The sequence below is a fragment of the Streptomyces sp. NPDC056948 genome (genome assembly GCF_042674225.1).
Taxonomy (GTDB): domain Bacteria; phylum Actinomycetota; class Actinomycetes; order Streptomycetales; family Streptomycetaceae; genus Streptomyces; species Streptomyces purpurascens.
Window position 1 is genome coordinate 1 of record NZ_JBHUQX010000293.1, and the last position, 12064, is coordinate 12064.

A 12064-nucleotide genomic window follows, 5' to 3' on the forward strand; every position below is an offset into this window, starting at 1 on the left:
GATACTCCCGTGGTGGGACTGCCGTCTGTCAGGTCACTCGGCGGCGGATCCACCAGGCGCAGAACCCGGTCAGGGCCAGGGCGAGTGCGATGTAAAGCCCGGTCTCGGCCCATTGAAGGGCCCAGAAGTTCCCGGCGGGCTGGTACGTCACCTGCTGCTGGTAGCCCTGGGCACCGAGGTCGGCGATGCAGCCGTCGATTTGCTGCGCGGTGGGCGAGCCCGACTCGGGGCGTAGGCACTCGGCGAAGGACGACGGCAGGGAGGACCGCTGACCGGCGGCGTTCAGCGTCTGTTGGGAGGTTTCCCAGGCACCGGGCACTTCGGCCTGCGCAACGATCTCCTTGGCGCCTTCCTGGATGCTGATGGGGATACCGGTCGTGATCGGCACGGTGGTCTGATCCGAGGCGACCAGATGAGGCCGGATCCACATCGGCACTGTGATCTGGACGGCGGCGTAGGCGACGAGTGTGGTTGCCATCGCGGCCAGGGTGCGGCGGATGACGAGGCCGAGGGCGACGCCCAGGACGAAGGCGAAGGCGGCATGGGCCATGGGGACGACACCCCGTGCGGCGAAGGCCACGGGGTCGAGCCGCGGGAAGTACGTGTCCGTCTCGGCACCGCCGTTGACAGCCCGGTCGATGGGGCTGCTCCACCAGCTCACCGCGAGTGTGGCCAGTCCTGCGGCGGTAATGGAGGCCGCCGCACCAAGGCCCAGCTTGGTCGCCAGCCAGCGCGTGCGGGTGACGCCCTGGTTCCACGCGAGGTAGTGGGTGCCGGTCTCCAGTTCACGGGAGATCAGCGGCGCGCCCCAGAACATCCCGATGACCGCCGGCACGGCGAGCACAACCGCCAGTCCGGTGTAGTAGAGGGTCTGGTCCGAACTGGAGACCTGGTCCACCAGGTCGCTGCCGGCCGTCCGGTAGAGGTCGGCCAACTGCGGGCCGGTGACCGCGAGGGTGGCGGCGAGGGCAGCCACCGCGGCGAACAGCACGGCGGCCTGAGTGCGGAACTGGCGCCAGGTCAGCCAGATCATCGGAGTACCTCCAGTGCGGGTCGGGTGTCACGCACCGCATCGGCAGGCCGGGTCATGTAGGCCAGAACGATGTCTTCCAGGCCGAGCGGGCTGACGGTCCAGGACGGATCGTGGACCGCGGTGTCGGTGCGCACCAGGAGGGTGGTCTGCCGGTCGGTGTGGCTGGCGGTGATGACGTGCTGACCGGCCGGGAGCGTCTCCGGGTCCCTGCGCGGGCCGGTGAGCCGGTGGTGGCTGGCGGTCAGGTCGTCGATGTCACCGGCCACCTGTACCCGGGAGTCGACCAGGACGATGACGTAGTCGCAGGTCCGCTCCACATCGGAGACCAGGTGGGAGGAGAGCACGACGCTCAGCTCGTGCTCGGCGACGGCCTCCATCAGGTCCTGCATGAACTCCCGTCGGGCGAGCGGGTCGAGGGCCGCGACCGGCTCGTCCAGGATGAGCAGTTCGGGGCGCTTGGCGATGCCCAGGGTGAGAGCGAGCTGCGCGCGCTGGCCGCCGGACAGCTTGCCGGCCCGCTGCTTCGGGTCCAGACCGAGGCGACGGATCCGGTCGCGCGCCACGGCGTTGTCCCAGTTCGGGTTGAGGCGCTTGCCGAATTCGAGGTGGTCGGCGACGCTCAGCGCGGCGTAGGTCGGGGTGTCCTGGGCGACAAAACCGACCTTGGCCAGCTGCTTCACACCCTCAGCGGGACGACCACCGCACACCTCGATGGTGCCGGTCGTCGGGGTCAGCATGCCGGAGGCCAGCTTCAATAAGGTCGACTTGCCGGCGCCGTTGGGGCCGACCAGGCCGACCACCCTGCCGGCGGGGATGTCCAGGTCGCAGTTCTGCAGCGCCCAGCGCTGCTTGTACCTCTTGCCCAGGCCCTGGGCTCGTAAGACGGCGTTCACGCTACGTCCTCTCCGGCGGCGTTACGAAACGTGTTCAGGAACAGCGCCTCGATGCTCTCGTCGTCGAGCCCGGCCAGCCGGGCCTTGGTCAGCCAGCGCTGCAGGTCCTTGCGCAGCGGTCCCTGTGCGGCGAGCGTGCCGTCGGCCAGCGTCCGGGTCACGAACGTCCCGACGCCGGGGCGGGGGGCCACCAGGCCTTCGTGCTCCAGCTCCCGGTACGCCTTGAGCACCGTGTTCGGGTTGACCGCCATCTGCTTGGCCACGTCCTTGACCGTCGGCAGCCGGTCCCCCTCCTTCAGCAGGCCCAGGCGCAGTGCGTGCTTCACCTGCTGGACCAGTTGCTGGTACGGCGACAGGCCGGACCGGCTGTTCAGGTGGAACTCAATCACCGATTCCTCCATTTATCTAGTTGCCTAGCACTATAGCTCTCTACGTCGGCCATTCGGCAAGGCGTGCACTGCGGGCGTCAGCCGCCCGGCATCGAGGGGAGCCGGTCGCACGTGGGTGGCGCTCGCCAGACCTCGCTCGGGTGTCGAGAAACAACCGTCTGCCGACACTCGGCGCCGACCTACGCGAGCGCGGCATCGGTCTGCACGTCATCGAGCAGGGCATCGACACCGCCACCATGGAAGGCCACGCCATGTTCGGCATGCTCAGCGTGCTCGCTGAGCTCCAGCGAGAGCTGATCGTGGCGAACACCAACGACGGGCTCGCCTCCGCGCGGGCGCGCGGCCGGGTCGGCGGGCGCCGCCCCAAGCTGACTCCGGACCAGGCCGAACTGGCCCAGCAGCTCTACGACGCTCGCGAGAAGACCGTCCAGCAGATGCCGACATGTGGCCGTGTACCGGGCCTCGCTGTCCAGCCGACGTTTCGCCGTCCCCGCCACCGGTTTCGTGCGAAGATCTACCGGCCCTGACGGGCTCCACCCTGCCGCAGTAATGATTCCTCGGAGAGTCCATGCGCCGCGCCCACCTCCTCTCCGCTGCTGTCCTCCTGCTCTGCAGCGCCTGTTCCGGCGGTGCGGACGATGACTCGGGTGAGAGTGCGAAGAAGGCCGTGGATCACGGGGCGGCCGTGCGCGCCGCGATCGAGAGGACGAGCGCGGACAGCGCCCGCGTGGACGAGAAGATCGAGCTGAAGTCCGCCGACAGCCCCACGACGTACGTGTTCGCGATCACCGGCGCCTTCGACCTGGCGGGTGACAGGGGCCGGCTCACGGTGGAGTTCGAGGACAGTGGCATGGACCCCGTCGAGGAAGTCTTCGTCGGCGACACCGTCTATGTGCGGGGCTCGCGCGCGGTGGGCGAGGGCCAGTGGGCCTCGGCCGTTCGGAGCGAGGCACTGACCCGCTATTTCCTGCGGGCGCCGCTGAACGACCCTGAGCATCTGCTCCGCCAGATGAAGGCGATGCGGCAGGTGTCGAACGAGGGCAAGGAGCAGGTGAACGACGCCCCTGCGGTGCACTACCGGGGCACGATCGACCACGCCACCGCGACGCTCGGCATGACGACGGAGACGAAGCGGGGCCTGGACGACCTGCGCAAGAAGCTGGGCGACGACATGCCCGTCTACGCGGACGTGTGGGTCGACGCGAAGGGGCGCGCCGTCCGGGCCCGGCTGTCCTGCTTCGGCGGTGTGAAGGCCATGACGACGATGACGCTGTCGGACTTCGGGACGCCGGTGAAGGTCAAGGCGCCGTCGGCCGAGCAGGTCGTCCCTGTGACTGCGGGTGAAGATGTCCTGCTGGCCTGAACGGGGTCGAGCCTGACGCGGGCCCTGGGAGACAGGCGGACCGAAGGGGTCGGCGACGGGGACGACATCGGCGGCAAGCTCCGTCGCCCAGAAGCTGCTCGACGACCAGCCTGCTGGCGCTCTTTGCCGCAGCCGCTCGGTTCTCGACCCTCGTAACGCAGTCCGGCGTTGAGAACCGTGGCCACGACGGTCCACGCCTTGGTGTCCCGACGCCGCGGCTACGCGAAGGCTTCGCGTCTGATGCGAACACGATTCGGCTGTCGAGGAGACTGGACAGCCGACATGGCCGGTCCCGCGTGCCAGGCCGCGAGCGTCAGGATCAGGCCCCAGCCCTCGCTCGTCATCCGCACCTCATCCTCGACGGACACCCGGTAGTACGCCCTACCTCGGTGCCTGGAAGCCGCCGATCCTCTGCTCGAGCAGTTCGGCCAGCCGCAGCGGGGTGCGGTCCTCGAACATCGGACCGATGAGCTGCACTCCCACCGGCAGGCCCTCGGGGGAGCGGCCCGCTGGTATGGCGGTGGCGGGCAGGCCGGGCATAGTGGCCAGACCGGCCCAGACGAGCTGGTCGAAGTACGGGTACCCGACGCCGTCGATGTCGATCCGGCGTTCCAGCGGATTGGGGTTGTGGTCGTGCGGGAACGCGGGAGTGGGCGTGATCGGACACACCACGGCATCGAACTCGGCGAAGAGCTGCCGCCAGCCGTGGCGGTGGAGTTCGCGACGGTTGTTCGCCTCGATCCAGTCGCGGTGGCTGAGCACCATGCCACGCAGCAGCGCCGCGTCGAGACTCTGGTCGTCTGCGCCCAGTCCGGCGGCGCGCGTCCGCAACTGCTCGTACGCTTCGACGGGAAAACGCGCGACAGAGCCCGAGAACAGCAACTGCCTGTAAAGCATGGCGGCTTCGGTCAGATCGGGCAGCAGAGGAGTGTGCCGTTCGACGCGGGCGCCGCCGTCGGCAAGCGCGTCGGCCACCCGGTTCACGCCCGCCCGCACAGCGGACCCGGTCGGAATGAGCGGATGCTCGTCGACGACCAGGACCCGGAAGTCGCCGAGCCGCTCGTGGCGCGCTGGCGGCAGCGTCACGTCGTACGCCTTGCCGAGCGTAAGCGGGTCCGGTCCGGCCATGACGTCGAGTAGGAGTTCGAGGTCGCGGGCGGTGCGCGCCATCGGGCCGACGACGGCCAGATCAAGGTCGACCGGCAATGGCGGTGCCGGCGGCGCGACCATGCCGCGGGGTGCCGCCAGTCCGAGTGTCGGCTTGTGCGCATAGATGCCGCAGAAATGCGCGGGGGTGCGCAGCGAACCGGCGAGGTCGGAGCCGATGGACAGCGCGCAGAATCCGGACGCCAGGGCCGCCGCTGATCCGCCGGAGGATCCGCCCGGCGTGCGATCGTGATCCCACGGATTGTTAGTGGTGCCGTAGAGCTCGTTGAAGCTCTGGATATCTTGCAGCCCCAAGGGCACATTGGTCTTACCCAGCACCACCGCGCCCGCGGCCTTGAGACGCGACACCTGTACCGCGTCCTCGGCCGGCACATAGTCCCGGTGTTGCGGCATGCCCCAGGTCGTGGGCAGCCCAGCCATGTTGTAGGACTCTTTGACCGTCACCGGAATACCGAGCAACGGCCGGACCTCGCCGCGGGCGCGCGCCCGGTCGGCACCGCGCGCGGCGGCCCGCGCACGGTCGAAGTCCGGCACACAGATCGCGTTGATCACCTTGTCGTCGCGCTCGATGCGGGCAATCGCCTCATCGGTCAGTTCCGCCGAGGTCACTTCACCGGCACGCAATGCGGCCGCCAACTCTTCGGCCGTATGAAAACTCCACTCCATGAATCCGACGCTACGGGCCTCTGAAGCAGGCCATGAAATGCCGCTTCGCGCAACGGGATAGATGTCTCGAAGTACCATGTTGCTCTCCGGCCACAGAAGATTCGCCCGACCGCTGGCCATGGCGACGCGCGGCGTCCTGGCGCACCTTCGAGCCTGCCTGCCGAAGACGCCATGGGCCGAGGTGTGTTCGCACTGCCTCAATGACCTCGTCGGCCTGGTGTTGCGCCCCGACGTAACTTCCGCCCGGGAAGTGGATCTCAAAATTGTCCGTGCGTCGCAGCACCTGATCTAGATCGAGCAGTTCCTCCTCAGACAGGAGTCAGTCAGGAGCAGCTCATGTCCGCCGTAGCGCTGGTAAATCCGGGCGATGGTGGCGCACAAGCACAATACGGCCGGTCAGGTCTGATCTGCTGTGGCGCGCAGGGCCCGTGCCAGCCAATTCAGTTCCTCGGTCGCGTCGGGCGATGAATCCTGCCCGCGCACCTGGGCGACGAGCCTGCGGTAGCGCTCCGCGCCTGCCTCGATCCCGGCCTCCACGCTGCCCAGCACGGCGGCCCGATCGGCGTCGCCGAACAGCTCGGACAGCACCGCGGCCGCTGCCGGCCCCTCGGGAGCGACCCCGCGTTTTCTGACCTTAGCGACGGTCTGCACGACCTGCCTGGCCCACCAGATGGACGCCCCGGGGGGAGGCCCCTGCCCCGGTGCGGGCGTGTTGAGCTCCATCCATGTGCGCAGCCGGGCGCGAAAGCCGGGGTCCCGCACCAGTTCGGCCAGTTCTATCCAGGCGTCGACCTGCTCCGGTGCGGGATCGTCGGGCAACGCGATGCTGAGGCTGCGCAAGCGGTCGCGCACGCGCGGCTCGACGTCGAGACCGCCGAACACCTCCTCCTTGAACTCGTCGATGATCTGCTTGCGTTCGGCGGCGGAAAGCCGCGCCAACCGGTTCATCAGTGCTGTCTCCTCAGCGGTCGAACCCCGTTTGGCCACGGTGGACAGGACGGCCCGGCTCACCTTGAGCGAACGGATCTGCGCGTCGAGCGCGGCCACATGCGCGTCGGCGACCTCGGCGACCGTGGTGCGGCCGCTCACGACGCGGCACACGTCGTCGAGCCCGAGGCCCAGCTCCCGCAGGGTGCGGACCAGCTCGACACGGGCCACGGACTCGGCGTCGTACAGCCGGTAGCCGCCCGCGGAGCGGGCCACCGGCGGCACCGCTCCCTCGTCCGACCAAAAGCGCAAGGTACGCACCGGAAGCCCGGTGCGGTGCGCGAGCTGGCCGATGGTGAGCACGTCGGGGCGTTCGTCGTCCATGGACGAGATCCTGGACCTTCCAGCCACTGGAGACTCGAGCGCCTCAGTGCGACATCCCGATCTCCGCCCGAGGTGGTGCGGACGCGAGTGGGCGGTTCCAAGGGCTTTCAGCCGATGTCGAAGAGATTCGGCAGCCGGAGGAGGTGGCGGGTGCGGTCGTGCCGCTTGAGTGCCTCCAACTCGGGGGCCCGGTACAAGGGGGTCACGGTGCACCGTTCGGCGGTCGAGTCGACTTGTTCCAGCAGGGCGTTGACGGCCTGCCGGGCCGAGGAGTTGGCGCCTTCCATGGTGGCGAGATCGATGGGCACGGCCACGTAGTCGCCCGCCAGGAAGAAGTTGGGGATCTTCGTGGCCGAGCGCGGGCGGTGGTGGAAGGTCCCCGTCGGATGGATGAGCAGCTGTTCCTCGTTGACCGGGTTCGGGGTGCCGAGTCCGTCCACGGCCGGATCGAGGAACCAGGAATGCAGCACGGAGTCCTTCAGGACCGTACGGCCGCTGTCGTTGAGCGCCGCCTTCAACTGCGCCCACACCTCGCGGGCGACTTCGGTACGGGTGCATTGCTTGGCCGTCTTGCCGTACAGGATGCCCGGGCGGTCCCACTCAGAGACGTCCACGGACAGACAGTCCGCGACCGTGCCGTCGCCGAAGTCGGCGGGGAAGTCGTGGCCCGGCCAGTGCTGGGCCTGGGCGATCGCGGTCAGCGACCACGGGGAGTCGATGAGGTCGAGGTGGCCGTGCAGGATCGGCGTACGTTCGGTCAGATAGAACTGTATGCCGGTCATCCAGTCCGTCTCCAGCCGGTCGCACTCGGCCAGTTGGGGGTCGGCGGCGCGTACGGCGGAGTTCCATGTGCGGCGGGCGTGCTCGACCGGCATCGCCGAGATGTAGTGGTCGGCGGTGACGGTCCGGCGCGCGCCTCCGGGGTCCTCCACGACAGCCCCGGTGATCACACCTCCGCCCAGGGTCAAGTCGCGTACGGTCCAGCCGACATGGAACTCGACCCCGAGTGACCTCAGGTACGTCACCCAGGGGTCGATCCAGGCCTCGTTGGTGGGCGCGTTGAGGATCCGGTCCAGTGGTCCGTCCGCGCCCCGCCCGAGGAGGTTGAAGGCGAAGGCCTCCAGCAGGGTGGCGACCGTACGGGTGCTGGCCTCCTCCGCCTTGGTGGCCACGATGTTGCGGGTGATGCCGATGGCCAGGATCCGCTGATAGTCGTAGGACATTCGTCCGGCCCGTACGAACTCCCACCACGGCGTCCGCTCCCATACGTCGTCGCGGCGCTCGTCGCAGCTCGTGAGGAAGACCAGGAAGCGGTTGGCGAAGTAGAGGGCCTCGTGGAGGGGGAGGTTGAAGGCCGTGTCCAGGACCGAGGTGAGGGCGCGGCGGATCTCGTCGGGGGTGAGTTCGGCCGGGGTGTTGCCGGGCCAGGGCAGCGGGATCCGGATGTCCTCGCGGCCGCCCGACCGGGCGAACAGCATCTCCTTGGGGGCGACGAGGTTGTCGTGGACACCGTTGGGGTTGCCGGGGAACGGGATGCGCCGCATCGTGTCGGGCAGGTTGTGGTAGATGCCGGGGATGAAGCGGAAGCCGTGCTCTCCTGGCAGGGGGCGGCGGCCGCCCGTGCCGCTGTCCGGTACGTCCATGCTGCGGGCCTTGCCGCCCAGTGCCTTGCGTTCGTAGACCGTGACCCGGAAGCCGCGCTCGGCGAGTTCGTGCGCGGCCGTGAGGCCGGCGACGCCCCCGCCCAGTACGGCCACGGTCTGCGCTGCTGCGCTGCCGTTCTCGGCCGAAGCCCGCTGGGGGGTTGCGAGGGTGACCCCGCCGCCGACGGCCGCGGCAGTGCCCAGGAACTTTCTGCGCGTGGTGCCGCTCATCGCCACCCCTTACCGTCGGTAACATCGGCGCACGAGGATATGAGCGAGGCGACAATCCCGGAAGACGACCGACGCAACTTTGGCTTGATGCCGCATCACTCGCGGCGGTCACGGCCCACGCTGCGTCATATGACCTCGCGTCCCAAGCCGGGGGAGTGCTGACCCTCAGCAGAACGTGACCTTGGATCAGCCACCAACGGGTGGTCACAGCAGTCGACTTGCACGCCCCGGGGTTCGACCTCTCCCAAGGCCTGGTCACCAGCTCCTACGTCCGCTCCGGCATCACCCGCCGACGCGAGATGTACGCCAGCCACCCCGACGACGTCATCGTCCTGCACTTCACCCAGAGCGGCGGCGGACGCTACACCGGAACGATCACCCTGACCGGCACCCACGGCGAGAGCCCCACCGCCGCGGAGTCGTTCGGAGCGACCCTCGCGAACGGTCGTCGAGCACGTCCACCGCGACGACCGTCGTGGGAGTCGCCAACGAAGGAATCTCCGGCAACAGGCTGCTCGCCGACGGCGCCGGACAGAGCGCACTCAACCGGCTGGACCGCGATGTCCTGTCCCACCCCCGGAGTCCGGACCGTGTTCTTCTTCGAGGGCATCAACGACATCAAGGCCCACACCGGGGTGACAACGCAGGACCTGATCGACGGCTACCGGGAGATCATCGAGCGGTCCCATGACGCCGGACTGTGCGTGGTCGGCGCCACGGTCGGCCCCTACAAGGGCTGGTCCGAATGGGACCCGGCAGGGGAGGCCGTACGGCAGGAGGTCAACGCGTTCATCCGGGACAGCGGCGAGTTCGACGGCGTGGCCGACTTCGACCGGGCTCTGCGCAGTCCCTGCGACCCCGAGCGCATGCTCCCCTTCCTCGAAACGGCGACCATGTGCACCCCAACGACAAGGGCATGCAGGCCATGGCCGACTCGGTCGACCTCGCAAGCCTCGACTGCTCGTCGCCGCCGTCAGCATGACCGCCTGCCGGCGGGGGAGCGGGGTTCACCGTTGTCTCACTTGGGGGCAGGCTGGTTCTGCTCGCTGGTCAGCCCCTGACCGTGCGACCACGGTCGCGGCGCTTGGCGTACAGGCGATTGCCCGCCGGGCCGGTCCATTCCAGCCGCACGACCCGGGCACGGCGGCGTCAGCGACGCGTGAGGGGTCGACTGCCCGTCACGCGACGGCGGTTCCCTCGAGCTCGACGAGCTGGCCGGGGATCGCCAGTCGCGTCACCCCGAGCATCGTGGTGGTCGGCGCCACCCCGGCGGCACCCAACCGCGCCGCCAGCACGCCGTAGTGCTGGAACAGCAGATCGACGTCCGTCGTGTAGACGTTGAGCCGGACGAGGTTCGCGAGAGACATGCCGGCCTCGCCGAGCACGGCCTCCAGGTTGTCGATGCTCAGTGCCAACTGCGCCGCCATGTCACCGTCATGCTGGGGCTTGCCGTCGCCGCTCATCGCGGTCTGCCCCGAGACGTACAGGGTCCGTGTGTGCCCGGAGACAACCTCACCCTGGTTGAATCCCATCTCCGCCGACCATGTCACCGGGTTGACCGCCGTGCGTTCCACTGCCACATCGGCTCCATTCGATTCATCGGGAGTACGTACGTCCATCGGCTCGGTAGCAGCCGGCTTTGACGTCGCGTCGACGAGCCTGCCAACAAATCACGACACCCTTGGTCATGTATTCGGCTAGCGTTCTGGGCATGCGCGCCGACCGGTTGGTCTCCCTGGTGCTACTGCTGCGCCAGCGCGGTCGGCTGACTGCGGACACGCTGGCCCGCGAGCTGGAGGTGTCCACCCGCACCGTGCTGCGCGACATCGAGGCGCTGTCCGCGGCCGGTGTCCCGGTCTACGCCGAACGCGGCCGGCACGGCGGGTTTGCGCTGTTGCCCGGTTTCCGGACCGAACTCACCGGACTGAACCACGACGAGGCCCTCGCCTTGCTGGCCGCCGGATCGGGGCGCGGCGAGCGGGTGTTCGGCCTCGGCTCGGCGCTCGCTTCGGCCATGCGGAAGGTGGTCGACGCGCTGCCCGAAGGACATCGGGCCACCGCGAGCGACGCGGCCCAGAGATTTCTCGTCGACCCGGAGACCGACCTGCTCGCACGCCGGCTGGTCACTGATGAGGTACCCGGCACCACAATGATCGAGGTCCGGCGCGCGGTCCTCGCCGGACACAAGCTGCGCATTCACTACGCGGCCCACGGCCAGACACCACAGTGGCGCACTGTGGATCCGATCGGCCTGGTCACCGTACGTGACCGGGGCTACTTGCTGGCCACGAGATCCGGCGCAGACCGCACCTACCGGCTGGCGCGGGTGTTGGCCGCCGAGGAACTCCCCGAAACGGCAGAGCGGCCGAACCGGATCGATCTGGACCGAATCTGGCGGGAACGCTCGGCGCGGTTTCTCTCCGGCGGCGACCACATCACCGTGCGGGTACGGGTGCACCCCGCGCGGCGGGAGGACCTGCTGGACACCGCGCTGGCCGTCCGCGCGGAAGAACCCGACGCGGACGGCTGGCTGCGGCTGGAGGTGACCTTCCAGGATTCACGACACGCCGAATGGGCGCTGTGGCAGCTCAGCACGGACGCGGAAGCGCTGGCCCCGCAGTCGTTGCGCACTTCCCTACGCGATCGCGCCAGCGCGATTGCCACCCGCTACGGGGACTCATCCTGAGAGTGGGAAGCCAACTCAGTTGGCCGGTAACACAATGAGCCGCACGCACCGGCGTGGTCGGTGCGCAGCCCGCTGGTCGTGGTGCTGAGCCACGACCAGCGGTGCGGTCGTATCGAGCCCTACCGGCTCGACCGTCATCGCCCGGCAGCCGGCCGACGCCGGAGCGCGGCCTGTCACCGGAGCGTCAGTACTGCTCGGTCTCCACGAAACCCGCGTCCGCGTCGTTGTTCGCGCCGAAGGCGTCGGCCGCGGCGGTCGGGTCGAATCCGGGCGGGCTGTCCTTGAGGCCCAGACCCATGCCGGCCAGCTTCGCCTTGACCTCGTCGATCGACTTCGCACCGAAGTTGCGAATGTCGAGCAGGTCCGCCTCGGAACGAGCCATGAGTTCACCCACGGAGTGGACGCCCTCACGCTTGAGGCAGTTGTACGACCGAACGGTGAGCTCGAGCTCCTCGATCGGCAGCGCCAGATCAGCGGCAAGGGCGGCGTCCGTCGGGGACGGGCCCATGTCGATGCCCTCGGCGTCGATGTTGAGCTCACGGGCCAGACCGAACAGCTCGACCAGCGTCTTACCGGCCGACGCCATTGCGTCACGCGGACGCATGGCCTGCTTGGTCTCGACGTCGACGATCAGCTTGTCGAAGTCGGTCCGCTGCTCGACACGCGTGGCCTCGACCTTGTA

Annotated in this window: 11 protein-coding genes and 2 pseudogenes; 5 read left to right on the forward strand and 8 right to left on the reverse strand. The window is 68.8% G+C overall.

Annotated elements, in window-relative coordinates; all coding sequences use genetic code 11:
- Nucleotides 1–28: 28 nt before the first annotated feature.
- The 3 genes from ACFTZL_RS30705 to ACFTZL_RS30715 are packed head-to-tail and all read right to left on the reverse strand — an operon-like array spanning nucleotide 29 to nucleotide 2327.
- Nucleotides 29–1033, reverse strand: coding sequence for a transporter (locus ACFTZL_RS30705; RefSeq protein WP_382589105.1), 1005 nt, complete (start codon nucleotides 1031–1033; stop codon nucleotides 29–31).
- Nucleotides 1030–1926 carry an ABC transporter ATP-binding protein gene (locus ACFTZL_RS30710; RefSeq protein ID WP_382589108.1) on the reverse strand — a complete coding sequence of 299 codons (897 nt, stop codon included), beginning with the start codon at nucleotides 1924–1926 and terminating at the stop codon, nucleotides 1030–1032. The genes ACFTZL_RS30705 and ACFTZL_RS30710 overlap by 4 nt, the downstream gene beginning before the upstream one ends.
- Complete coding sequence (locus tag ACFTZL_RS30715) at nucleotides 1923–2327, reverse strand: GntR family transcriptional regulator (protein WP_382589111.1); 405 nt, start codon at nucleotides 2325–2327, stop codon at nucleotides 1923–1925. The genes ACFTZL_RS30710 and ACFTZL_RS30715 overlap by 4 nt, the downstream gene beginning before the upstream one ends.
- A 128-nt stretch (nucleotides 2328–2455) precedes the next feature.
- Here ACFTZL_RS30715 and ACFTZL_RS30720 point away from each other — a divergent pair, with 128 nt between their 5' ends.
- Entirely contained in the window at nucleotides 2456–2842 is a 387-nt protein-coding gene (locus tag ACFTZL_RS30720) for a recombinase family protein (protein ID WP_382589114.1), read from the forward strand.
- A gap of 41 nt (nucleotides 2843–2883) precedes the next feature.
- Complete coding sequence (locus ACFTZL_RS30725; RefSeq protein WP_382589117.1) at nucleotides 2884–3678, forward strand: hypothetical protein; 795 nt, start codon at nucleotides 2884–2886, stop codon at nucleotides 3676–3678.
- Between the two features lie 381 nt (nucleotides 3679–4059).
- Here the strand turns inward: ACFTZL_RS30725 and ACFTZL_RS30730 are convergent, their stop codons facing one another.
- The 3 genes from ACFTZL_RS30730 to ACFTZL_RS30740 form a co-directional block, all read right to left on the reverse strand.
- On the reverse strand, nucleotides 4060–5511 hold the full coding sequence (locus tag ACFTZL_RS30730) for an amidase (RefSeq protein ID WP_382589120.1): 1452 nt from the start codon (nucleotides 5509–5511) through the stop codon (nucleotides 4060–4062).
- A 396-nt stretch (nucleotides 5512–5907) separates the two neighbouring features.
- On the reverse strand, nucleotides 5908–6822 hold the full coding sequence (locus tag ACFTZL_RS30735) for a MerR family transcriptional regulator (protein WP_382589123.1): 915 nt from the start codon (nucleotides 6820–6822) through the stop codon (nucleotides 5908–5910).
- A 107-nt stretch (nucleotides 6823–6929) separates the two neighbouring features.
- A complete protein-coding gene (locus ACFTZL_RS30740) occupies nucleotides 6930–8696 on the reverse strand; it encodes an FAD-dependent oxidoreductase (RefSeq protein WP_382589126.1) in 1767 nt (588 codons plus the stop codon).
- A gap of 236 nt (nucleotides 8697–8932) precedes the next feature.
- Here ACFTZL_RS30740 and ACFTZL_RS30745 point away from each other — a divergent pair.
- Nucleotides 8933–9148: pseudogene (locus tag ACFTZL_RS30745) on the forward strand (glycoside hydrolase N-terminal domain-containing protein); the annotation flags it as partial.
- 14 nt (nucleotides 9149–9162) lie between these two features.
- Nucleotides 9163–9678, forward strand: a pseudogene (locus ACFTZL_RS30750) (SGNH/GDSL hydrolase family protein); the annotation flags it as partial.
- Nucleotides 9679–9874: 196 nt separating this feature from the next.
- Here the strand turns inward: ACFTZL_RS30750 and ACFTZL_RS30755 are convergent.
- Complete coding sequence (locus tag ACFTZL_RS30755; protein ID WP_382589135.1) at nucleotides 9875–10270, reverse strand: RidA family protein; 396 nt, start codon at nucleotides 10268–10270, stop codon at nucleotides 9875–9877.
- A gap of 137 nt (nucleotides 10271–10407) precedes the next feature.
- On the opposite strand from ACFTZL_RS30755, the gene ACFTZL_RS30760 reads away from it, so the two are divergent.
- Nucleotides 10408–11382, forward strand: coding sequence for a helix-turn-helix transcriptional regulator (locus ACFTZL_RS30760; protein ID WP_382589129.1), 975 nt, complete (start codon nucleotides 10408–10410; stop codon nucleotides 11380–11382).
- Nucleotides 11383–11566: 184 nt separating this feature from the next.
- Here the strand turns inward: ACFTZL_RS30760 and ACFTZL_RS30765 are convergent.
- Nucleotides 11567–12064, reverse strand: a 498-nt coding sequence (locus tag ACFTZL_RS30765; protein ID WP_382589132.1) for a DNA-directed RNA polymerase subunit alpha C-terminal domain-containing protein, incomplete at its 5' end; no start/stop codon positions are given.

Coding starts and splice junctions, on each gene's coding strand:
- ACFTZL_RS30725 (WP_382589117.1), top strand. CDS start 2,884: ATGCGCCGCGCCCACCTCCTCTCCGCTGCTGTCCTCCTGCTCTGCAGC.
- ACFTZL_RS30705 (WP_382589105.1), bottom strand. CDS start 1,033: ATGATCTGGCTGACCTGGCGCCAGTTCCGCACTCAGGCCGCCGTGCTG.
- ACFTZL_RS30735 (WP_382589123.1), bottom strand. CDS start 6,822: ATGGACGACGAACGCCCCGACGTGCTCACCATCGGCCAGCTCGCGCAC.
- ACFTZL_RS30760 (WP_382589129.1), top strand. CDS start 10,408: ATGCGCGCCGACCGGTTGGTCTCCCTGGTGCTACTGCTGCGCCAGCGC.
- ACFTZL_RS30715 (WP_382589111.1), bottom strand. CDS start 2,327: ATGGAGGAATCGGTGATTGAGTTCCACCTGAACAGCCGGTCCGGCCTG.
- ACFTZL_RS30740 (WP_382589126.1), bottom strand. CDS start 8,696: ATGAGCGGCACCACGCGCAGAAAGTTCCTGGGCACTGCCGCGGCCGTC.
- ACFTZL_RS30730 (WP_382589120.1), bottom strand. CDS start 5,511: ATGGAGTGGAGTTTTCATACGGCCGAAGAGTTGGCGGCCGCATTGCGT.